Origin of the sequence: Caballeronia sp. dw_19 (genome assembly GCF_018449515.1) — a bacterium.
GTDB lineage: Bacteria > Pseudomonadota > Gammaproteobacteria > Burkholderiales > Burkholderiaceae > Caballeronia.
The window spans coordinates 43,853-64,882 of sequence record NZ_JAAVUQ010000008.1; the positions used below are offsets into that span (position 1 = coordinate 43,853).

The following is a 21,030-nucleotide window of genomic DNA, read 5'->3' on the forward strand; positions in this document are numbered from 1 at the left end:
CTTCCGGGAGACCCGCCATGAGTGCAATCGTTGCCCCACGAATGCACGCCGATGCCTACCATTCGCTGGCGTTCGCCAGGATCGAGGATGAAACGATCTGGACCCGCGAATGGCTTTGCGTCGGCGTCGACGAGGATATTGCCGGCGTGGGCGACTTGTTGCCCTTCACCGCCGGCGATCACGCCGTGCATGTTCAGCGCCTCGCCAGCGGCCGCCTCGCGGGACGCTTTAATCTTGCGCAGCACGGCGGCTGCCGCGTCATACCCTTGCAGTGCAGGCAGGGCGCGAAGACGTCGTGTTCGTTCACGTCATGCGGGCACAGCCGCGATCGTCCGCCCTTGCTGGCGGACGCTGCCAGCCAGCCCAGTGCGCAGATGCACCAGTATCTCGGTCTGCGGCCCGAGCGTCTCCTCGGGGTACGGACTGCCGTGGCGGGGGCCTTGCTGTTCGTTCATCTGGACCCGGCCGGCAGCGCATTCCAGGCGACCTCCGCCCCGAGCTTTTCCAATCATGCGCCGTCCCGGCAGGGTCACGCGTGGCTGGAAATCGAGGGCAACTGGAAGCATGTCGGCCAACGTATCGCAGCAGGAAAGATCGCGCCGGGCGACACGGATCGATGCGCGTCCTTTCATCGCGTCGACAGTACGGTCAATGCATCGTGGTTCTTCCCGAACCTGATCGTCCTCACACATGCGGGGAGTACGTGTGTTGTCGTGCTTCAACCCATCGCGTTGCAGCGTACGGTGTGCCGCCTCAGCGTATATGGCGCCGATTCGCTGCCTCTGTGGCGCGACCGGCTGCTGCACGCCTGCATCCCGCCCTATTCCCAAGCCGATGAATCCGATTCGCGCCGCTGGTTCGAGACCCTGCTGGACGCGCGCATCGCTCATCGCATGGACCTTACCTTTAATGGAGACGACCTATGAACCCTGTCAAGGAAGCCAGTCTGGCCGATGCCGTGACGCACTACACGAAGGGCCGCTTCAACGAAGCCTTCGTGTTGTTCGAGGCCCTCGCTCACGCCGGCGATCAACACGCGCAAGCGTGGCTCGCCGCGTTGTACGCGAACGGCGAAGGCGTCCCGGCCGATCTGCCGCGGGCGATCGAGTGGTACAAAAGGGCCGCGATCCAGGGCCATACGCAGGCGCAAACCAATCTCGGCGCGATGATGTTGTCGGCACACGAGGCCTTGCAGAACGAGGTCGAGGGCGTGCGCTGGATCACGATTGCGGCCGAGAACGGTGACCCCTTCGCGCAGGCGAATCTCGCGGGCCTCTACACAAAGGGGCGCGGCGTGGCCCAGGACGATGCCGCTGCGGCGAGTTGGTACCGGCGGGCGGCGGAGCAAGGGCATTACCCTTCGCAGGCGCGATTGGGTTTTAGTTACGCGACCGGACGCGGTGTGGAACGCGACCGGGTGCAGGCGTTCGCGTGGCTGTCGCTTGCCGCGCAGCACGGTGTCGGCACCGCACTCAATGCACTGGAAAATGTGCTGACCGATATGTCGGTTGAAGAGAAGCGCGCGGGCGCCACGCTTTTCGATCAATGGCGCTCGCGCACGGCAAGCGGCGCGTCGCCCGCACGCCTGATGCCGTTGCCAGGCTAGCCGCAGGAGACAGCAATGAACTACAGCGTGCAGCAGATCAAGTTCGAGTGCTTCAGCTATATCAAGGAATTCGGCGCCCGCATGGAAGACTGGGTGATCGGCGCGGCCAGCGATCCGGACAGCGCGCTGTTCGGGGAACTCGCGCTCGATCGCACTGACGATATCTGGATGTGGAAGCCGGCGTTGTCGCCGGCAGCGGCCCGTGCGGTTATCGAATTCATGACGTCGCGGTACCGGTTGGAACGCGCGTGGCCGACTATCGGCGATACCCCCGCGCGCTTCGTGTTCATGTACAGGAAGCGTACGGTCGACGCCTGATCATGTCACGCGTCTGAGTGCGTTCGCGAGTCCGGCGGCTCCGGTCAGCAACGCCAGGCGATTGCGGCCGAACATGGCGGCCGCCACATCGAGCGACGCAACATCAGGCGACAGGCACGCGCAGCGAATCCCCTGCTCTGCCAGTTCGCCGATCGCGCGGCGCATGTCATCGCGCAGATAGCGGGGGTCGAAGCTGTCGATGTCATAGGGCACGCCATCCGACACAACACACACCGAGGCCGGTAACCCTGTCGTCATCTGCGGCCGGAGTTGCTCGCCCATATGCCGGAGCGCTGCGCCAAAACGCGTCGAGAGGCCGGGTGTCGCGCGCATCAATCGCTGTTCGATGGCGGGATTCCAGGCATCGTCGAAATCCTTGAAGAGGTGAATCAGCACGCGCTCACGGCCATCGGAATGGAAGCCGTACAGCGCAAAGCGGCGCTCGCTCGCGGCGAGCGCACGTCCGAGCACGCAACTCGATGCCAGTGCGCCCTGCATGCGCCCCGCTGTTCCCGACGATGCGGACAGGTCGAGCAGCACCGCCAGCGGCCCGCTCTCCGGGCGCATTCGCCGGGTGACAAACGCCTTGAAGTCGTCGGCTGCGCCGCGTCGCGCATCGACGCGGCCTGCGATGCAGGCATCGAGATCGAGCACGTCTCCTTCGTGCGCACGCGTCCTCCCCGCCACCACGCGATGCCGTGCCGCCCGCAACATCGCGCGCACGCGGCGCCCGGCGGCGTCATCCGGCTGCGGCGCGACGATCGTCGCATCGGGTGGCTCGGCGCGCCGCATCTCGACGCGGCACCAGTTCGCCCGATAGCGCCGGATCACGTAGTCCCATTCGCGATACCGCGCGACCGACACGACAGTGAACGGCGTCTCGTCGTCGCGCCCATCCGGCCCCGACGCGTGAACTTCACCGGGGCTATCGGCGACCTTTTGGGGCGGCGTGGCATCGTCGGCCTGCAGGTTGCGCAGGTCCCGCGATGCCTGCATCGATGCGTTGCGCTCAGCCGGTGCATCGTCGGGGGCAGGCGCAATCGGCGTCGGCTCCGCGTGCCAGACGAGGCTGTTGTCGTCGCGATACGGCGCTTCCTGCGCATAGGTCTTCGCATTGAACTGCACGCGCATCTGGCCCAGATCGTTGCCAAGCAGATTGCCGAGTTCGCGCGATATCAAGGGGTCCAAACCATTTGTGTCGCGGAACGCACCGTCGAACAACATGCGGCCTTTGTTCACCCAGCCGTCATCGTCGGCATAGAGTGGATCGAGCAAGGCGCGCGACAGACGTGCCATCAGCGCCGTCGCCGTCTTCACGCTGCCCGGGCCGGTCTGGTGAAACGGCAGCCACCAGTTGCGCAGCCCGGGATAGCGCTGCATAGCCAGCCGCTCGACCCGCGCGTCCTCGATCGCACCGACCAGCGCCACCTGGAGCGGCCGGAGCTTGCCGCGCTCGTAACGCACGGTGGACCACGTCAGGTGAGCGGCCGCGTGGGCGGCACTGGCAAGATAGAAGCGCCGTTCGTCGACCCCGCCATCGCACGCAAGATGGGCGTCGGGCAGAAACAGGACCGCATCGGTCAGCACCGGGCGATCCGCGCGCAGCTCGCCATCTTCCCGCGCGGCCATCAATGGCTGAACCTGCGCCGCGACGTTCCAGGCCGCCTTGAGGTAGAAGCCCAGCACGCGCGTCGCGGCATTCACAGAGCCTGGTTCGGCGAGTGCCATCGCCGTCACCTAGCCGACTATGCCGGCGGCCACCGCGATCAGCGCGGCGCTCAGGTCCGGGTCGTCGGTCAGCGGCTGGATCACGCCGATACGGCATGCCGACGCCGCGTCCATCCCGCCCGCGATCAGCGTCGCGGCGTAGATCAGCATGCGCGTGGAGGCGCCTTCGGGCAGCGAAGCGTCATCGAGCGCGCGCGTGCGGCTGGCGAGCGTCACGAGTTGCCGGGCGACGTCCACGCTCACGCCCGTTTCGTGCGCCACGATTCCGGCCTCCACGTCCGCTTCCGGCCAGTGCATGTCGATGGCGACAAAGCGTTGCCGCGTGGAGGGCTTCAAGTCCTTCGATACATGCTGGTAGTGCGGATTAAACGAAATCACGAGGGCAAAGTCGGGATGCGCCGCAATCACTTCGCCGCATTTATCGATGGGCAGGATGCGACGCGAATCGGTCAGCGGATGGATGACCACGGTCGTGTCCGTACGCGCTTCGACGACTTCATCCAGATAACAGATCGCACCGTGCCGCACGGCTTGCGTGAGCGGACCGTCCTGCCAGTATGTCCCGTTGCCGTCGAGCAGATAGCGTCCTACCAGATCGCCCGCGGTCATGTCCTCGTGGCACGCAATCGTGACGAGCGGACGCCCGAGTTGCCACGCCATGTATTCCACGAGCCGCGTCTTGCCGCAGCCGGTCGGCCCTTTCAGCATGATCGGCAGCCGGGCGTGATAAGCCGCCGTGAACCACTCGGTTTCCCGATGCACGGGGCAATACCACGGCTCCCGCGAAAGCCGCCATGCGTCGAGCGGTTCGGTAGTGGACGCCAGGTGAGGTCGGGTCATGGACGCTCCTTGAGTTGAATGCGGGCGGACATGCGGTCAGGACGGCAACACGTGGCGCGCCGCATCGATCGCGCGCGCCAGCGTTGCGCGCAACGACTGGCTGTCGGTCGCGAGGATGCGCGCGAACGCGCCGCAATGATTGGGCAGCAGGCCCGCGCCCGCGTAGAACGCGTCTTGCGTGGCGCGTTCCAGCGCATCGGCGACGGCGGCGGCCTCGGCTTTGTCGAAGGTCAGCACCATCAGGCCGCCGTGCGCGGCAAAGACCTGACGCACGCCGCCAAGGGGACGGTCGGACGCGCCATCGAGAAAAAACCGGTCGCGTGCAAGCAGGCGACCCGCGCCGTTGCGCACGGACACTGCGGCATCGAGCGAACCGAACGCACGCGTGCCCCCACCCGGATCGTGCGATGTGTAGCAGTCGGCTACCAGGATGCGCGCACCCGGATGCAGGTTCACATCGATATGACTGGTCAGTCTCGCCCCCGGAAAGAGGATCGACGGATGCGGCAACCAGTCGAGACGCGCGCCGTCGTGCACGTCGATACCAACGCGCGAAATCGCCTGACCCCGCGTCATGCTATGAACGATGGTCGCCGCCGCCGTTTCCACCCGGGCATGTGCACCGGGGGCAGCCACGAGATGCTGGTGAACGTCGTCGTCCTCGAACAGGCCGCCTGAGGACGACTGCACGATCACGCGCGCGCCGCCCTCGTCCGTAAGCAGCCGTCCCACGTGAAAGGGGTACCCCGCGCGCTGCCGCGACAGATACGTCGTCCCCGACGGCGCCCGCGAAAAGCACAGGTCGAGTTGCGGGCGAGCGTGGCCGAGCGCGGCCGGCGGCGCTTCAAGTCGCATCGAAGAGCACGTTCGCCACGATCGCATCGACGACCGCATCCACGCCCACGCCGGTCGCGCAGTTCGTGAGCGATACCGCGCGCTGGCCCCGCACCTCAAGCGCCTCCTTCACCATGCGCTCAAGGTCGACGCCCACGTACGGCGCGAGGTCGAACTTGTTGATCACGAGCAGGTCGCACGACACGACGCCGAGACCGCGCTTGCGGGGGATATCGTCGCCGGCGGCGACATCGATCACGAAGATCCAGTAGTCCACCAGGTCGAGCGAGAACGACGACGCGAGGTTGTCGCCGCCCGATTCGATCAGCACGAGTTGCAGGCCGGCAAACTGCGCGTCGAGTTCATCGGCGGCCTGCAGGTTAAGCGTCGGATCCTCGCGGATCGCGGTATGCGGACACGCACCGGTCTCGACCGCGAGCACGCGCGCCGGATCGATCAGGCCGCTGCGACGCACACGCTCGGCGTCCTCGCGCGTCACGAGATCATTAGTGATCACGGCAAGGTCGATACCGCGCGCCGCGAAACGCGGGATCAATTGTTCGAGCAAGCGCGTCTTGCCGGAGCCCACCGGGCCGCCGATACCCACCCTCGCCGCCCGTCCCGCAGGCAGCGTGGTTTGCTCAATTCCGAAAACTTCCATTTCACCTGGCATCAAATGTCTCCCTGGTCCTTCAGCGCAACATGTAGCGCCGTGACAGCGGCACTTCGTGCGCCGGGTCGCATCGAATGATCTGCCCGTCGATCATCACGTCGAACGTCTGCGGATTGACCGTGAGATTCGGGCAGGCGTCGTTGTGCAGCATGTCGCGCTTCGTGAGCTTCCGCGTGCCATGGGCGCCGACCAGTTGGCGCGCAAGCCCGAGCTTGCCGGCAGCGCCCGCATCAAGCGCGAGCGGACTGACGAAATTGACCGCCAGCGAAGACGGCGCCCGGCCGAAGGCACCCCATTGCGGACGCATGGCGAGCGGTTCGCAGGTCATCAGCGAGGCCGCCGAATCGCCCATCGCGCCCCACGCGATAAACCCGCCCTTGATCACGACCTCCGGCTTGATGCCGAAGAACGCCGGACGCCACAGCACGATGTCAGCGAGCTTGCCGTCTTCGAGCGAGCCGACCGTATCGGCGATGCCGAACGTGCGCGCCGCGTTGATCGTGTACTTCGCGATATATCGCTTGATGCGCTCGTTGTCGCCCCGCGCCGTGCGCTCGCTGGACAGACGTCCGCGCTGGTCCTTCATCTTCGATGCAAGCTGCCAGGTCCGGCAGATCACTTCATTGATGCGGCCCATGCCCTGGCTGTCCGAGCCGAGCATCGAGATCGCGCCCAGGTCGTGCAGCACGTCCTCAGCGGAGATGGTCTGCGCGCGCACCCGCGACTCGGCGAACGCGACGTCCTCGGGCACCGCCGGGTTCAGGTGATGGCACACCATGATCATGTCGAGATGTTCATCGAATGTATTGATGGTGTACGGGTTGGTCGGATTGGTGGACGACGGCAGGCAGTTCATGCGTCCCGCCACCGCGATGATGTCCGGCGCGTGGCCGCCCCCCGCGCCTTCCGTGTGATACATGTGGATGGTGCGGTCCTTCATGGCCGCGATGGTGTCTTCGAGAAAGCCCGATTCGTTGAGCGTGTCCGAGTGCAGCTGGACCTGGAAGTCGTATTCATCGGCCACGGTGAGACAGGTGTCGATGACAGCCGGCATCGCCCCCCAGTCCTCGTGAATCTTGAGCCCCAGGCAACCGCCGCGCAGCTGGTCGACGAGCGAGCCCGGCTTGCTCGAATTTCCGCGTCCCAGGAAGCCGAAGTTGATCGGCCACTGCTCGGAAGCCTGCATCATGCGCCCGACGTTCCACGCCCCGCCGCAGTCGATGCCCACGGTGATAGGCCCCAGCGATCCGCCGATCAGCGTGGTCAGTCCCGATGCCAGCGCGTGCTCGCATAGCTGGGCCGAATCGAAATGCACATGCACATCTATGCCGCCCGGTGTCGCGATCAATCCTTCGGCATCCTTGACAGTTGTCGCCACGCCGCACACGAGCTTCGGGTGCACGCCATCCATGACCTGCGGATTGCCGGCCTTGCCGATAGCGACAATGCGCCCTTCCTTGATGCCGATATCGCCCTTGATCACCCCGAGCACCGGATCGATGATCGTCGCGTTGCAGATCAGCATGTCGAGCGCGCCGTCTGCGCTGTCATGCCCCGCCTTCAGGCCCATGCCATCGCGCAGGGTCTTGCCGCCGCCGTGCAGGCATTCATCGCCGGGCACTGCGAAGTCGTGCTCGATCTCGGCGAGGAGCGAGGTATCGCCGAGACGCACGGCGTCGCCCGTTGTCGGACCGAACATCTCGGCGTAGGCCTTGCGTGTCATCGTGACCATTCACGCTCCCTTGAAGCCGCGCGCAGCCGCGCGGCCGATCGCGGCTTCACGCAAGCCCGCTTCGCCCACGGCGCCGTCGGTCAGGCCATTGAGGCCGAATATTTCGCGCGAGCCGCCGAAGGCAACCAGCGTGACTTCCTTGTTGTCGCCCGGTTCGAAGCGCACCGCGGTGCCCGCGGGAATGTCGAGCCGCATGCCGAACGCGGCCGCGCGATCGAAGCGCAGCGCACGATTCACTTCGAAGAAATGGAAATGACTGCCGACCTGGATCGGCCGGTCGCCGGTGTTCATCGCGGTCAGCACGGCCTTCTCGCGGCCGGCATTCAGTTCGATATCGCCATCGGCGGCCAGCAGTTCGCCCGGCACGAGGGTGTCGGCGGCCGGCGGCTGGGTGCCTGCGCGAATGGGCTGGTGCACCGTGACGAGCTTCGTGCCGTCGGGGAACGATCCTTCGACCTGCAGCATCGGCAGCAGGTCGGCGACACCCGGCAGGACATCGTCTTCGTTCAGCAGCGTCGAGCCGTAGGCAATCAGGTCCGCCACGCTGCGGCCTTCGCGCGCGCCTTCCAGTATCTCGTCCGCGATGATCGCGACCGCTTCCGGATGATTGAGCTTGAGGCCCTTGTCACGATGACGGCGCGCCAGTTGCGCAGCGGTAAAGAGCGTGAGGCGTTCGTATTCGGTCGGTGTCAGCAACATCCGCGCATTCCTCTCGGTTCAGTTGGCAAAGAGCCGTGCTTCGTGGCGATGGCGCCGCATGACGGCAATGTCGGCGGCGAAGGTGCTCGACCAGAGGTCGTCCATGGCGGGCGCCGGTGCTTCCAGCACGCTCGCCAGCGGCTCACGCAGGCGCGTCAGGATCCGCTGCGCATCGAGATGCCCGACGATGCCGAGCCGCACCGCCGAACTCACCGCGCCCGTGCAGGCTGCGTGCGCCGACATGGCGCGCGCTTCATCCTGGCCGATGCCGAAGCTGCGCCACAGTCGTCCCTGCACGGCCGAAAGATGCCCCGGCGTGCGCCCCGCAATGATCGCGGCGCGCAATTCGGCGGCAACGGGCGAGTCGAGCCGGGCGTGGACATCGGCGAGCGTGCGTCCGAGGCGGTGCGCCCCTTTTCGCATCGGTTCGGGCAAGGTCACGGTCTCGGCAAGCGCATCGACGTCGAGCCAGGCATCGAAGGAATCGGCCTGCCACGCGGCGCAGACTATGCCCTGGTCGAGACTCGCCCAGCGTGCGAGCGCCTGTCCCTCGACAAACACCTGCAACGATGACGCGTCTCTGACCAGTCCGTCCTGCAGCAACGCTTCGAGACCCCATGAGAAGGCCATCGAACCGCTCGGAAAGAAGCTGTCCGAATGCTGGAAGCTCGCGAGCAGACTCGTGAAGTCACTCATGGGCGTGCGCGTGATCGTGATGGTGATGAGGATGCTGCTCATGCTCATGCTCATGCTCATGGATCAGCTCCACGATCCGTCCCGCGTCGAGCAGCGGGGCCAGCCGCGAACGATAATCATCGGCCGGTCCCTTGAGCGCCACCTCCAGCACGTCGCCGTCGAAACGCACCGCCCAGTGCATGTTGCCCGCGAAGTAACCGAGCTCGAGCGCAGCGGCGTCGTCCCGCGCGCGCAGGCGCAGCCATCGCGTATTCTCGGTCCGCACGACGAGCGCCCGGTCGGCATCGAGATGCAGCACCGCACCGTCGAAAAGATGCGTCTGGCGATCGAGCGCGATGCCGCATTCGTCGCCGCCTTGCGTGCGCACCCGCAAACGGTGGCGGCGGATATCGTCGGCGGCGAGCGTGACCGTATCCACGCCGCCGCGATGCGCGAGCGTATGCAGCAGATCAGCCACGCGCGGGTCGGACGCGCTGCCAACGATGGACGTGTAAGTCCTCATGGCGCGTTACCGGTGCGTGAGGTCTGACGGGTTCGGAATACCCGGGATCGGGCACTCCTCGGTGCCGGGCGTGCTGCGCGTCAGGTCCTCAACCATCTTGCGGGTCGCCTCGGGGTCCGTGATCCACTTCGAATAGAAATCGAACGGACACTCGGCCACGCCATTGGCATCCTCGCGCGAATTGATCTTGCCCGTATAACCGCGATGCAGGAGCTTGTACAGGTGGTTCTCCGACTGCATGTTCTTGCGCGCATCGCGGATCAGGCTCTTCGAGAGCGCCGCGTACTGGATGCCCATTTCCTCGGTGCCGCATTCGCCGAGCGTGCGCCCGTCGAAGCCGACAATCGATGAATGGCCAAAGTACGAATACACGCCGTCGAAACCGGCTGCATTCGCCACCGCCACATACACGTTGTTCGCCCACGCCATGGACTTCGCCATGATGATCTGCTGTTCCTTGGCCGGGTACATGTAGCCCTGACAACGGATGATGAGTTCGGCGCCCTTCATTGCGCAGTCGCGCCAGATCTCCGGGTAGTTGCCGTCATCGCAGATGATGAGACTCATCTTCATGCCCTTCGGTCCTTCCGATACATACGTGCAATTGCCCGGATACCAGCCCTCGATCGGCACCCACGGCATGATCTTGCGATACTTCTGCACGATCTCGCCCTGGTCGTTCATCAGGATCAAGGTGTTGTAGGGCGCCTTGTTCGGGTGCTCCTCATGGCGCTCGCCGGTCAGCGAGAACACGCCCCACACCTTGGCGCTCCGGCACGCCTCCGCGAAGATCGCCGTCTCTTCGCCGGGCACGGCGGCGGCCGTGTCGTACATCTCCTGCTGGTCGTACATGATCCCGTGCGTGCTGTACTCCGGAAAGATCACGAGGTCCATGCCGGGGAGACCGGACTTCATGCCCTTGAGCATCTCCGCGATGTTCCGGGCGTTCGCGAGCACCTCCGCTTTCGTATGCAGGCGCGGCATCTTGTAGTTCACGACCGCAACGCCGACCGTATCGAGACTGCTTGAAATATCACCATGCATCATGGCCATCTCCTCGTGGATAGTGGGCGCCTGTCGGGGCGCCTGGGAAAGCAAAGGGTCAATCAGATAGTCAGGTAGCGCATGATGCGGTCCGCATCGACGTTCTCGCGCCGGTCGCTGTGCACGAAGCGTCCCTTCTCGATGATCAGGAAACGGTCCGCGATCTCAAGCGTGAAAGTCAGTACCTGCTCGGAGACGATCAACGCAAAGTCACGCTCCTTTTTCAGGCGGTTCAGCGCCCGCGCGATGTCCTTGATGATCGACGGCTGGATGCCTTCGGTCGGTTCATCGAGGATCAGCACCTTCGGTTCCGAGACCAGCGCGCGCGCAATCGCCAGTTGCTGCTGTTGTCCGCCCGACAGGTTGCCGCCCCGGCGGTGACGCATCTCGTGCAAGACGGGAAACGATTCGAAGATGTACTCGGGAATCACGGGCCGCTTGAAGCGATCCATGCCCGAGAGGATGTTTTCTTCCACGCTCAGGTACGGAAAGATCATGCGGCCCTGCGGCACGTAGCCGAAGCCCGCGCCCACGCGGTCATAGCTCTTCGCCTTCACGAGGTCGCGCTCGTTGAGCGTGATATGGCCGCTGCGGGAAGGGATCATGCCGATCAGCGCCTTGAGCAGGGTCGTCTTGCCCATGCCGTTGCGTCCCATGACCGCGACGGTCTCGCCCGCCGCAAGATCGAAGCTCAGGTCGTGCAGCACATGGCTCTCGCCATAAAAGACATTGAGGTTATCGACAGAAAGCATGGTCAGTGTCCCAAGTAAACTTCAATGACCCGCGGGTCGTTCTGAACCTCTTCCATCCTGCCCTCCGCGAGCTTCTTGCCCTGGTGCAGCACCGTGACCTTATGGGCGACCGATTTCACGAATTCCATGTCGTGTTCGATCACGACCACCGAGCGGCCCTCGGCAATCTTGCGCAGGAGCACGCCCGTGAGTTCGCGTTCCTTCGCGCTCATGCCCGCAACGGGTTCGTCCAGCAGCAATAGTTCGGGGTCCTGCATGAGCAGCATGCCGATCTCCAGCCACTGCTTCTGCCCGTGCGACAGCAAGGCGGCCTTGCGATCGAGTTGATCATCGAGAAAAATCATTGCCGCGATGCGATCGATTTCGTCGCGGACCTCTTCGGTCCGGTTAAAGAACAGACAGCCGATGACATCGCGTTTCTTCGGATAAGAGATCTCGAGATTCTCCGCGACGGTGAGGTCCTCATAGACCATGGGGTTCTGGAATTTCCGGCCCACCCCCGCGCGCGTGATCTGGTACTCCAGCATCTTTTCGAGGTACAGCCCTTTGAAGTCGATTCTGCCGCTGGTTGGCTTCGTCTTGCCGCAGATCATGTCCAGCAACGTGGTCTTGCCAGCGCCGTTTGGTCCGATCACCACGTGCAGTTCGTTCTCTTCCACGTAGAAATTGAGGCCATCCACGGCCTTGAAGCCATCGAAGGAGACGGTGAGGTCTTCCACTGCCAGGATCATCGGCCTCATTGCGCGCCTCCGTGATTCTTATCCTGACGGATCTGCTCGCGGTCGCGTAACCAGTCGATGATCCCGGCCAGTCCCTTCGGCAGGAACATCGGCACGAAGATAAACAGCGCACCGATGAAATACACCCAGAACCCCACGAAATTTTCAGACAGGAAGCTCTTCGCCGCACCCACGATGACGGTACCGTACACCGCGCCGACGAGCGACAGCCGGCCGCCGACCGCCGCATAGATCACCATCTCGATGGACGGCACGATCCCGCAGACGGACGGCGAGGCAAAGCCGACCTGCAGCGTGAACATCGCGCCGCCGACCGCGGAGAACAGCGCGGCAACCGCAAAGATAAAGCCCTTGAAGAGCGCGGGATCGTAGCCCGAGAAGCGGATACGGTCTTCCCTGTCGCGGATGGCGATCAACACCTTGCCCAGCCGGCTCCTGAGAATGAAGCGGCCCGCCAGCACCGCGCACAGCAGCAGCACACAGGTGACGTAGTACATGATCAGCGTCGCCGTGTTGCTCTGGACGCTGTACCCCATGAAGGTCGGCAGATTAGTGATGCCGTTGACGCCGCCCGTATACCCTTGCTGGCCGATGATCACGATCGACATGATCGACGCCAGCGCCAGCGTGACGATCGAGAAATACACGCCACCCACGCGCTTCCTGAAATTGGCATAACCCAGCACGAATGCGATGACCGTCGGGATGATCAGGATCGCCGGGAGTGCGAACCATCCGTGCTCGAACGGGGCCCACCACCATGGCAGCTTGTCGATGCTGTTCCACGTCATGAAATCGGGCACGGGTGGACCGCTGCCCCCGAACACGGCGGCCGCCGGATCGTTCGAACTCGCCTCGAGCTTCATGTACATCGCCATCATGTAGCTGCCGAGCCCGAAGAAGATACCCTGGCCAAGACTGAGAATGCCGCCATAACCCCAGGTCAGGACGAGTCCGACGGCACAGAATGCGAAGCTCAGATATTTCGCGAAGAGGCCCAGACGGAACGCGCCCGTCAGCGCCGGGATTGCAATCAGCAACAGCAGCGCCAGGATCAGGACCGAATACTTGTCCAGCAAGAGCGCGCCGCGCCAGCCGGCAGGCGTTGCCACTGCGTTCGTTGCGTCTCCGCGTGTCGAAGAGAGAGGAAGATCTTTCATGTTTCTGCGTTGCCTCGATTTCAGTGTGTCCGGTGGACCGGAAGTCAAAGCGCCAAAGCTTGCGTACGCCTCTGTATTGCGCTTTGATCGCCTGCGGACGCGGAAAAAAAAGCCCGACAGCCAGGGCTAACCTGGCTGTCGGGCTTTTTGGCCGATGTCACCCGAGACGCCTTTGTCTCGGGTGACGGAATGGATGTGAACGCACGGGTGAAACCACCACCGGTGCGCTCGGCGCGAGGGGACTATCGGCGGACCGACCGTACACTCACGCGCTTTTTGTTTTGCAAGAGCCGTGCCATCGGCAATCGGCAGTGCTGGCCGGTGTCATTGCTGGAAACGGGTGAAGCGGGATCACCAAGCTGGGGTTTATGCGCACATTAGTCGTGCGCACTACGCTTCATTCTGCACAAAGAAGGAAAGTCGATACACATCAGAAATGCAAACTCTCATGCGCCTTGATGATGATTTCCGCGGTCGCTTCGAGTGACTGCCGCTGCTCCATCGCGCGCGAACGCAACAGCTCGTACGCGTCCGGTTCAGTCAGCTTGCGTGAGCTCATCAGGATCGATTTGGCGCGCTGGATTTGACGCTGGTCGGCGAATTTTTCCGCGACGCGTTGCGCATAGCGCTCGAGCGCCAGGCGGTTTTTATGCTGATGAAGCGAGACGGCGATCGCAGTCAGTACGCCAAACGAGCGCACCGGCGAAGGCACCGTGCAATAAGCATTCAATTGCATGACCACGTCGATGAAAATCGGATTCTCGTAGCTGACGACCGGGATCACGGGTGGCGCATCCGGGCCCTCGAGCCACGCCGGCTTGCACGCCAGCGCCTCTGGGCGCACCGCTATGAAGACAATATTGGTCTCCGCAGGAAGCACCGCCGGTGCGGGCCAGAAACGGCACACGCGGCAGCCGATACGGCGTAGCTGCGCCAGCAACTCCTCGCCGTCCTGGTCGAGCGGATGGATAGCCACGACCTTCAGCGAGCGAATATCGCGAAGGCCCTGAGGCGTGTTCGGCAAAGGATGGCGTTTCATCGCTACACCTCCTGACGGTTTTCGTCTCGCGCATTGAAGACGAACAACTGCGTCGACCAGTCTCTTGCGAGTGACAATGTTTTCATCTGCGTTCGGCCCGCAGGGAAGGTTCGGTATGAAGTGATCCGGCGATCGGCCGGTGCACCTTGGTGAAGCGCGGCGGCGTTGCCGGAGCCCGGTCGCGCCAACGGGCGAAAGCTGTGCCACCGCCCTCGTCCGCTTTTCACGGCGACTCATACGCGCCGCCAAATCGGGAGCGCCAGAGCTTGATGCCGGCCAAGATACTGGCGCCATCCGCCTATATAAGCGGACTGTCAGGCACGGACAACCGGCGAACAGGCTTGCGCTCTTGCGTTCAGCCTCCGGCTGTTGGCAACTCCCTGCTCGCCTGGATTCGCCGAACCTTCGCTGACGCGTAGTATGCACACGACGTTATTGTCATGCAATATTAATTCCTGCCGTGAAACCTCACAATCATGCCGCAGCGCTTGCCGGTCTTGCGATGTTGGTAATAATAAGGCCACTCCGGTCGGCGCCCGCGGAGAACACACCGGTCGCGATGGAAAGCCGGCAATAGGCGTTTCGGTTCTGTCGCCGTAAGGAAGGCGGGCGTGCATAAGCAATTTATAATGTTATTTTCGCCCGCACCGCGAGATGGGATTCGAGTTCCCGTGTTCTGGGGTTAGCGTTCGGGCTGGTGCCGCTGTGCTTGCATCCCGGCCTAAAGATCCAGCACGAGTTCGCGGCTTGACGCCCTCGATACGCATGTAGTCAGATATTCCTGCTTCTCGTCGTCGCCGAGAATGCAGTCGTTGTGCTCGACCTCGCCCGATAAATATCGCACCTTGCATGTGCCGCACAATCCGGCCCGGCACGAAGTTTCAATCGCTACGCCCGCCTCTTCCAACGCATCGGCAATGCTCTGGTCGCCTGACACCGGTATCTGCTGGCCCGTGCTGGCAATCTTCACAATGAACTCGCCCACAGCCGCCGCAACGGTTTCGCTCACGGCCCGTTCGGGCGCCTTGAAATGTTCGAAGTGAACCGTTCCGGGCGTCCAGTGCCCGGTCGCCGCAGCGCACGCTTTCATAAAGCCACCGGGACCGCAGTAATAGACGTGCACGCCGGGCGCGGTCTCGTTCAACAAGCGCTTTAAATCCAGTCCCTTTGAAGGATCACCGTTATCGAAATGAAATTGCAGCTTGCCGCTTGCATGCATGGGTGCAAGTTCGGCCGCGAATGCCGTACAGCTTTCATCCTTCGCGCAGTAGTGCATTTCATAGTCGATGCCCACTTCTTCCAGCCGATGCGCCATCGATTTCAATGGCGTCACGCCAATACCGCCGGCCAGCAGAATGACCTTGCTGGCATCGGCGGCGAGTTCGAAGTTATTGCGCGGATAACTGATGCGCACCTTGTCTTGCACGCGCAATCTGTCGTGCAACGCTTTCGAGCCGCCCCGGCCCGATTCGTCACGCAGTACCGCGATCACATAGCGATGACGCTCGTTGGGTGAATTGCTCAACGAGTATTGACGGACGAAGCCGTCGTTCAAGTGGATATCGATGTGCGCGCCCGCAGTGAACGCGGGTAACGCTTCGCCTGATGGATCAACGAACTCATATGAGTTGATGCCCCTGCCTTCGAAGCGGATCTGGCGCACCATCAACTCAAGGATGCGAGCGTCCGCCGGTTTATCTGAACTTGCCATTACCATTTCCTTGCACGACCTGGCCCGCAGGTCTTTATAAGGGCCGGGGAACTCGCGTTGCCCGGCCCCTTCCAGGAAGATCCTTTCAACCCTTGACCGACGCCTCGAGCGCATCGAACTTTTCACGCACAAACGCGGCCCGCTCTTCGCCCTTCAGCGTCTCGCTGTCCGTCAGGATCGCGACGATACGCTTCGTCACAGTGCGGCGATTCGCCACCTCCTGTTCGACGGTCTCGCCTTCGGGGATATCGAACACATTGCCCGAGCAATAACTATTCGGCGCGCCCGCGTTGGCACGGAACCATTCAGCAAAGTTATCCGCCGACGCGGCCGGGTTCGTACCCCGTACCGCATCACGCAGCATCTTGCGGAACAGGAACAAGCCGGCGTCGAACTTCGTCGGATTCTCCAGCGCATGCACGGCGATCGGCCGCTGGCTGATGATGGCCTCGTAATCGCCGGGCGCGTACTGAGCGTCCTTGTAGTTCTCGCGCTCGCGATGGTTCGGCGGAATGGGCGGCAAGTCCTCCAGCTTGTATTTGCCGAAGCGCTCAGGACGACGCATGGCAACTTGCCCTTCAAGGAAGTCGATCGACTCGTAGCCGACCAGCGATTTATCGCAGATACCGCGCGTATCAATGCCCGGCCCCATCACGCGCCAGCCGATCATCTTGCTGTTTTCATCGTCGACAGGAACGGTCCAGCGAATGATGTGGAAGCGGCTGAACAGCTTCTTCTTCGAACCATCTTCCGACGTATAGGCATGCAGGCTGAGATTAGGCAGGACCTGATGCTGGACGCGCACGAACAGCCTGTCTTTATCGACCCGGCGTGCCCCCGCGCAGGCAAGACTGCGGCCTTGCTGCACCGGCACGAAATGCATGTCGGGCGCGACTTCCATGGACTTCGCGCCGACTTCGTCGAACGTCGTGCCCTGGTACTTGCCGTTCACCACATTCTTGCCTGCGTGGAGAGCAGTCGGATGGTAGTTGTCCGCGGCGTTGTCCTGAACCTGCAGCCAGTTGCAATGCTGGAAGTTGCTGTAGGCCACGAGTTCATCGCCGGGCGCGACGGTGAAGTCACCTTCCCATTCCGGGAACGGCGGCTCCTTGTCGGGCGGCCCCATGTACGCAAACACCAGGCCGTTGCGCTCGACAGCCTTGTACGCGCCCTGCTGGATCGAGCACGCATATTTCTCGGCTTCCTTTTCTTCACCATTCGGAAACGGTACGTGAAGACAGGTGCCGTCCACGTCGAAGACCATGCCGTGATAGCAGCACTTGATACCGTGCTCCTGGATCGCTCCATATTCCAGCGATGCCCCGCGATGCACGCAATGCGCATGCAGCACGCCCACGCGACCGCTGCCATCGCGAAACGCGACCAGCTCTTCGCACAGGATCTTCAGGAAGCGCGGGGTATCGGTGAGTTCGATCGACATGCAGACGGGATGCCAGAACGCCCGCATGTATTCACCCATCGGTGTGCCGGGGCCTGTCTCGGTCAACTCCGGATCGTGGCCCGGAACCTTGCTGGTGTAATAGCCGCCAAACGGCACCAGCTTCTTCTGTACCACGCCGCCACCTGCACTTTTCTGACCTTCTGCTTTGTCTGACTTGATGTTCATGGGGATCCTCTGCTGGGTTTATCCATCGTGCCGAGCCGGGTTGTGGTCCGTCTCGCTTGTCTTCGTTCTCTTCATGCTTTAAATTCTGAACTCCGAACTCTGTATACAAAGATACAATTCGCAATGCCGGCCTGTCTCTACAGGTAAACGCTTGGTGCCCTTGGTTTCCGCTATCCAGTCAATCCGTTTGACGCTGTCCGGCACCAGCCTGTAACCTGTTGAACTCAGTATCCAAACTTATCGAGAGCCATCATGGTCGCCAAACTTCTGAAGCTTCAGGCACGTACCGACTATGTCGATGAAGTCTATAAAGTGCTGCTCGACGCCATCAGCGAAGGATCGCTCGCACCGGGAACCCGCATCACGCAGGAAGAAATTGCCGAGCAGCTTGCCGTGTCCCGGTCGCCCGTCTTGCAGGCGCTGCGCCTGCTCAAGAAAGACGGGCTCGTGCAGGACGCGCCGGGGCGCGGACTTCTTGTCACCCCGCTCGATCCCACCTGGATCGCCCATCTCTATGAAATCCGCGGCGCGCTCGATTCCCTCGCCGCGGGTCTTGCGGCGCAACGCGGCGCGAGACTCGATAAAGCGTTGATCACGCAAGGCCGCCGCGCGTCGAAGGGCGACGACGTGAAAGCCATGATCGACACAGACTGGGCTTTTCATTCCGCCATCTACCTCGCATCGGGCAATCCGTTGATTGCGGAAACCGCGCATCTTCATTGGGTTCATCTGCGACGTGTGATGGGCGCCGTGCTGCAATCGTCGGCTCAACGCAAATCCATCTGGGATGAACACGCGGCGATTGCCGAGGCCATCGCCGCAGGCGACGCACACCGTGCCTCGGAACTCACCGACCTCCACACCAGCCGCGCTCGTGAGAACCTGGTACGACGGCTGGGTGAAGTGTTGGGCGAAGAACTCGAGGACGCGGCGCACTTGCGTTGAACAACCCGTTTTAAGCCCGTGTCTGCGCGCCACTTTCGATCACGTGTTCCATGTTCTTCAACGCTTCGCGCTTGCGGCTGTTCACGAGTTTGGCGGGCACTGTGAACACGAGCGCGCTGCCAATGATCAAGCTCACCGCGAGCCCCAACACGCCGTTTCCTGTTGATCCCGTCGCGGTCTGGATCAACCCGATCACATAGGGGCTGACCACACCCGAGATGCTGCCTACCGAGTTGGCAACAGCCAGCCCGGCCGCTGCGGCCGCACCGCCCAGAATGGCTGGCGGCAGGACCCAGAACTGCGAGATCGTGGTCATCACACCCATCGTGCCGACGGTCAGTGCAATCATTGCAATCGGCGTGGAATGCGCATAAGAGACGCTGAAATACAGCCCCAACGCTCCCACAATACCCGGCAACGCAAGGTGCCAGCGGCGCTCGCCGCGAGCATCCGAACTGTGGCTGACGAGCAGCATGGTGACGGCCGCCGCGGCATAGGGAATGGCACTCAGCAGGCCGATGTCCAGCGGATCGGCCACGCCACTCGCCTTGATCAGCGTAGGTAGCCAGAAGCTCACGCCGTAGAGGCCCATCGTGAAGAAGAAATAGATCAGGCTGAGCAGCAAGACCTTCGGATGCAGCAGACCATCCTTCACGGAATGCAGCACGTGCGCCGAACGTTCCTCAATCAATGCGCTTTCAAGGAAGGCTCGCTGTGGTACGGAGAGCCACTTGGCATCGCTGACTTTGTCGTCGAGATAGACCAGCGCGATCAGCCCGAGAATCGCCGTCGGAATGCCTTCGAGCACGAACAGCCATTGCCATCCGGCAAGCCCATGCGCGCCGCCCATGTGGTTCATGATCCAGCCGGACAGCGGACCGCCGACTACTCCCGACATGGGGATACCGGTCATGAACAACGCCGTCACCTTGCTGCGTCGTGACGAGGGGAACCAGTACGTGAGATAGAACAGGATTGCTGGAATGAAACCCGCTTCCGCCACGCCGAGCAGGAAGCGCACGATGTAGAAACTCGTTGGCGTGGTGACGAACATCATGCCGGCAGAGATGATGCCCCACGTGATCATGATCCGCGCGATCCAGCGCCGGGCGCCCACTTTCAACAACAGCAAGTTGCTGGGCACTTCGAACAACAGGTAGCCGACGAAGAACACGCCCGCGCCTGCGCCATAGACGGCATCGCTGAAATTGAGGTCCTTGAGCATTTGCAGCTTGGCAAACGCCACGTTGATGCGGTCCAGATAAGCGCACAAATAACATAGGAACAGGAACGGTAATAGTCGCCACGTAATCCTGGAAAACGTGGACGCTTCGTCGCGTTTGCTGAATGCGGCCGGACTAGCTGGATTCATGTCTTGTCTCCTGGGGACGGATAAAACGGGACGCCAGCCCTCTCTTGACGGTGGCTGTGTCGTCCCTGCCTAAAGCGATACGGGCTGCATGAACTACGTTTAAAGCATGGCGCGATCAATCAGTCGAACATGTCGGGCTGCTTGGCGATGAGGTCATTCCAGATCGTCTGGAAATGCAGCCAGCCGATGTATTCGCTACCCACATGCTCGCGGCTATAGCGGGCGCGTTCCGGCGTGACGAGCCTCGGCGCAACGCCGGTTGCATCGATCAACAATTGCTGCTGGCAGCACCGTTCCAGCGCAATAAACCAGAACGCGGCGGACTCTATGCTGTGACGGCTCGCCGTCAGCAACCCGTGATTCTGGTGAATGGCCGCTTTCACGCCCTTGAATGCGTTCGCGACTTTGTGACCCGCCTTCACTTCGACCGCGACCTGACCGGCTTCGTCGCCGATCACCACGTGGTCTTCGAAAAATGCAGCGGCATCCTGCGTAATCGGCTCGAGCTTTTTGCCGAGCGCCGCGAACGCGGTGCCATATACCGTGTGCGCATGGCACATCGCCACAATGTCCTGATGCATTTCGTGAACGGCTGCGTGCAACACGAAACCCGCCCGATTGATCGCATGATTGCCTTCGACCACACGCCCTTCGTGATCCGCGCAAATCAGGTTCGACACTTTCACTTGCGAGAAGTGAATGGCCATCGGATTCGTCCAATACAAGCCGGGGTCTTCGGGATCGCGCACGGTCAGGTGACCGGCAAAGCCGTAATCGAAGCCCTGTTGCGCGAACGCCCTGCATGCTCCGACCAGGCGTTCCTTCAAGTGCTGCCGTTGCGCCGCCGCGTTCGCGAACGTGGGCAACTCCGGGAAGATCAGCTCTTCCTGCTCCGGCTGATAGATCGATACCTTGCCCTCCTTCACCAGCTTTTCCGGCGCGTCGGGACGCGCTTCCATGACAGCTGCCATTTGTTTATCTCCTGTAGAACAAGTGGGATTGTTTTCAGGGC

Annotated in this window: 21 protein-coding genes; 4 read left to right on the top strand and 17 right to left on the bottom strand. The window is 62.5% G+C overall.

Translation table 11 applies throughout. From position 1 onward, the window contains the following. Positions 1 to 17: 17 nt before the first annotated feature. Genes HB376_RS13595 through HB376_RS13605 form a run of 3 tightly spaced genes read left to right on the top strand, consistent with a single transcriptional unit; the run spans position 18 to position 1,924 of the window. Positions 18 to 926 (top strand): hypothetical protein, encoded by a 909-nt coding sequence (locus HB376_RS13595; RefSeq protein ID WP_213764186.1) that lies wholly within the window; start codon positions 18 to 20, stop codon positions 924 to 926. Further along, complete coding sequence (locus tag HB376_RS13600) at positions 923 to 1,606, top strand: tetratricopeptide repeat protein (RefSeq protein ID WP_213764187.1); 684 nt, start codon at positions 923 to 925, stop codon at positions 1,604 to 1,606. Before HB376_RS13595 ends, HB376_RS13600 begins: the two co-directional genes overlap by 4 nt. Positions 1,607 to 1,621: 15 nt before the next feature. Then, complete coding sequence (locus tag HB376_RS13605; protein ID WP_213764188.1) at positions 1,622 to 1,924, top strand: hypothetical protein; 303 nt, start codon at positions 1,622 to 1,624, stop codon at positions 1,922 to 1,924. Here HB376_RS13605 and HB376_RS13610 read toward each other — a convergent pair whose 3' ends face one another. From HB376_RS13610 to HB376_RS13680, 15 genes are all read right to left on the bottom strand, one after another. After that, positions 1,925 to 3,652 (bottom strand): hypothetical protein, encoded by a 1,728-nt coding sequence (locus tag HB376_RS13610; RefSeq protein WP_213764189.1) that lies wholly within the window; start codon positions 3,650 to 3,652, stop codon positions 1,925 to 1,927. A gap of 9 nt (positions 3,653 to 3,661) precedes the next feature. Continuing rightward, positions 3,662 to 4,492: a CbbQ/NirQ/NorQ/GpvN family protein gene (locus tag HB376_RS13615; RefSeq protein ID WP_213764190.1), complete on the bottom strand. Its 831-nt coding sequence runs from the start codon at positions 4,490 to 4,492 to the stop codon at positions 3,662 to 3,664. 36 nt (positions 4,493 to 4,528) lie between these two features. Continuing rightward, entirely contained in the window at positions 4,529 to 5,347 is an 819-nt protein-coding gene (locus HB376_RS13620; protein WP_213764191.1) for an urease accessory protein UreD, read from the bottom strand. Beyond that, positions 5,337 to 5,999, bottom strand: a complete 663-nt coding sequence (ureG, locus tag HB376_RS13625; RefSeq protein ID WP_346730490.1) for an urease accessory protein UreG — start codon at positions 5,997 to 5,999, stop codon at positions 5,337 to 5,339. Before ureG ends, HB376_RS13620 begins: the two co-directional genes overlap by 11 nt. Positions 6,000 to 6,018: 19 nt before the next feature. Next, positions 6,019 to 7,722: an urease subunit alpha gene (ureC, locus tag HB376_RS13630; RefSeq protein WP_346730495.1), complete on the bottom strand. Its 1,704-nt coding sequence runs from the start codon at positions 7,720 to 7,722 to the stop codon at positions 6,019 to 6,021. Between the two features lie 9 nt (positions 7,723 to 7,731). Further along, the gene (gene ureB, locus HB376_RS13635; protein ID WP_213764193.1) at positions 7,732 to 8,430 is read right to left on the bottom strand and encodes an urease subunit beta; all 699 of its coding nucleotides are present in this window, start codon (positions 8,428 to 8,430) and stop codon (positions 7,732 to 7,734) included. Between the two features lie 18 nt (positions 8,431 to 8,448). After that, on the bottom strand, positions 8,449 to 9,168 hold the full coding sequence (locus tag HB376_RS13640) for an urease accessory UreF family protein (protein ID WP_213764194.1): 720 nt from the start codon (positions 9,166 to 9,168) through the stop codon (positions 8,449 to 8,451). Continuing rightward, positions 9,119 to 9,583: an urease accessory protein UreE gene (gene ureE / locus HB376_RS13645; protein ID WP_346730491.1), complete on the bottom strand. Its 465-nt coding sequence runs from the start codon at positions 9,581 to 9,583 to the stop codon at positions 9,119 to 9,121. The genes HB376_RS13640 and ureE overlap by 50 nt, the downstream gene beginning before the upstream one ends. 51 nt (positions 9,584 to 9,634) lie before the next feature. Continuing rightward, complete coding sequence (locus HB376_RS13650) at positions 9,635 to 10,675, bottom strand: aliphatic amidase (protein ID WP_213764196.1); 1,041 nt, start codon at positions 10,673 to 10,675, stop codon at positions 9,635 to 9,637. Between the two features lie 59 nt (positions 10,676 to 10,734). Beyond that, positions 10,735 to 11,424, bottom strand: coding sequence for an urea ABC transporter ATP-binding subunit UrtE (gene urtE, locus HB376_RS13655; protein WP_213764197.1), 690 nt, complete (start codon positions 11,422 to 11,424; stop codon positions 10,735 to 10,737). A 2-nt stretch (positions 11,425 to 11,426) separates the two neighbouring features. Further along, positions 11,427 to 12,164, bottom strand: a complete 738-nt coding sequence (gene urtD / locus HB376_RS13660; protein WP_213764198.1) for an urea ABC transporter ATP-binding protein UrtD — start codon at positions 12,162 to 12,164, stop codon at positions 11,427 to 11,429. Next, positions 12,161 to 13,324 (bottom strand): urea ABC transporter permease subunit UrtC, encoded by a 1,164-nt coding sequence (gene urtC, locus HB376_RS13665; protein ID WP_213764199.1) that lies wholly within the window; start codon positions 13,322 to 13,324, stop codon positions 12,161 to 12,163. Before urtC ends, urtD begins: the two co-directional genes overlap by 4 nt. Before the next feature lie 430 nt (positions 13,325 to 13,754). Beyond that, positions 13,755 to 14,363, bottom strand: a complete 609-nt coding sequence (locus HB376_RS13670) for an ANTAR domain-containing protein (protein ID WP_213764200.1) — start codon at positions 14,361 to 14,363, stop codon at positions 13,755 to 13,757. Positions 14,364 to 15,084: 721 nt separating this feature from the next. Then, positions 15,085 to 16,074 carry a PDR/VanB family oxidoreductase gene (locus tag HB376_RS13675; protein WP_213764201.1) on the bottom strand — a complete coding sequence of 330 codons (990 nt, stop codon included), beginning with the start codon at positions 16,072 to 16,074 and terminating at the stop codon, positions 15,085 to 15,087. 85 nt (positions 16,075 to 16,159) lie between these two features. Then, the gene (locus tag HB376_RS13680; RefSeq protein WP_213764202.1) at positions 16,160 to 17,701 is read right to left on the bottom strand and encodes a Rieske 2Fe-2S domain-containing protein; all 1,542 of its coding nucleotides are present in this window, start codon (positions 17,699 to 17,701) and stop codon (positions 16,160 to 16,162) included. Positions 17,702 to 17,953: 252 nt separating this feature from the next. Here HB376_RS13680 and HB376_RS13685 point away from each other — a divergent pair, with 252 nt between their 5' ends. Next, positions 17,954 to 18,646 (top strand): GntR family transcriptional regulator, encoded by a 693-nt coding sequence (locus HB376_RS13685; protein WP_213764203.1) that lies wholly within the window; start codon positions 17,954 to 17,956, stop codon positions 18,644 to 18,646. Positions 18,647 to 18,656: 10 nt separating this feature from the next. Here HB376_RS13685 and HB376_RS13690 read toward each other — a convergent pair whose 3' ends face one another. After that, positions 18,657 to 20,018, bottom strand: coding sequence for an MFS transporter (locus HB376_RS13690; RefSeq protein ID WP_213764204.1), 1,362 nt, complete (start codon positions 20,016 to 20,018; stop codon positions 18,657 to 18,659). 119 nt (positions 20,019 to 20,137) lie between these two features. Continuing rightward, positions 20,138 to 20,989, bottom strand: a complete 852-nt coding sequence (locus HB376_RS13695) for a class II aldolase/adducin family protein (protein ID WP_213764205.1) — start codon at positions 20,987 to 20,989, stop codon at positions 20,138 to 20,140. Positions 20,990 to 21,030: the final 41 nt, after the last annotated feature.

Excerpts from the sequence above, each read along its gene's own strand:
- HB376_RS13650 (WP_213764196.1), bottom strand. The coding sequence starts at position 10,675 with ATGATGCATGGTGATATTTCAAGCAGTCTCGATACGGTCGGCGTTGCG.
- HB376_RS13640 (WP_213764194.1), bottom strand. The coding sequence starts at position 9,168 with ATGAGCAGCATCCTCATCACCATCACGATCACGCGCACGCCCATGAGT.
- HB376_RS13610 (WP_213764189.1), bottom strand. The coding sequence starts at position 3,652 with ATGGCACTCGCCGAACCAGGCTCTGTGAATGCCGCGACGCGCGTGCTG.
- HB376_RS13690 (WP_213764204.1), bottom strand. The coding sequence starts at position 20,018 with ATGAATCCAGCTAGTCCGGCCGCATTCAGCAAACGCGACGAAGCGTCC.
- ureC (WP_346730495.1), bottom strand. The coding sequence starts at position 7,722 with ATGACACGCAAGGCCTACGCCGAGATGTTCGGTCCGACAACGGGCGAC.
- HB376_RS13695 (WP_213764205.1), bottom strand. The coding sequence starts at position 20,989 with ATGGCAGCTGTCATGGAAGCGCGTCCCGACGCGCCGGAAAAGCTGGTG.
- HB376_RS13595 (WP_213764186.1), top strand. The coding sequence starts at position 18 with ATGAGTGCAATCGTTGCCCCACGAATGCACGCCGATGCCTACCATTCG.
- ureB (WP_213764193.1), bottom strand. The coding sequence starts at position 8,430 with ATGTTGCTGACACCGACCGAATACGAACGCCTCACGCTCTTTACCGCT.
- HB376_RS13615 (WP_213764190.1), bottom strand. The coding sequence starts at position 4,492 with ATGACCCGACCTCACCTGGCGTCCACTACCGAACCGCTCGACGCATGG.
- urtD (WP_213764198.1), bottom strand. The coding sequence starts at position 12,164 with ATGAGGCCGATGATCCTGGCAGTGGAAGACCTCACCGTCTCCTTCGAT.
- HB376_RS13620 (WP_213764191.1), bottom strand. The coding sequence starts at position 5,347 with ATGCGACTTGAAGCGCCGCCGGCCGCGCTCGGCCACGCTCGCCCGCAA.
- urtC (WP_213764199.1), bottom strand. The coding sequence starts at position 13,324 with ATGAAAGATCTTCCTCTCTCTTCGACACGCGGAGACGCAACGAACGCA.
- HB376_RS13680 (WP_213764202.1), bottom strand. The coding sequence starts at position 17,701 with ATGAACATCAAGTCAGACAAAGCAGAAGGTCAGAAAAGTGCAGGTGGC.
- HB376_RS13605 (WP_213764188.1), top strand. The coding sequence starts at position 1,622 with ATGAACTACAGCGTGCAGCAGATCAAGTTCGAGTGCTTCAGCTATATC.
- HB376_RS13670 (WP_213764200.1), bottom strand. The coding sequence starts at position 14,363 with ATGAAACGCCATCCTTTGCCGAACACGCCTCAGGGCCTTCGCGATATT.
- urtE (WP_213764197.1), bottom strand. The coding sequence starts at position 11,424 with ATGCTTTCTGTCGATAACCTCAATGTCTTTTATGGCGAGAGCCATGTG.
- HB376_RS13675 (WP_213764201.1), bottom strand. The coding sequence starts at position 16,074 with ATGGCAAGTTCAGATAAACCGGCGGACGCTCGCATCCTTGAGTTGATG.
- ureG (WP_346730490.1), bottom strand. The coding sequence starts at position 5,999 with ATGCCAGGTGAAATGGAAGTTTTCGGAATTGAGCAAACCACGCTGCCT.
- HB376_RS13685 (WP_213764203.1), top strand. The coding sequence starts at position 17,954 with ATGGTCGCCAAACTTCTGAAGCTTCAGGCACGTACCGACTATGTCGAT.
- HB376_RS13600 (WP_213764187.1), top strand. The coding sequence starts at position 923 with ATGAACCCTGTCAAGGAAGCCAGTCTGGCCGATGCCGTGACGCACTAC.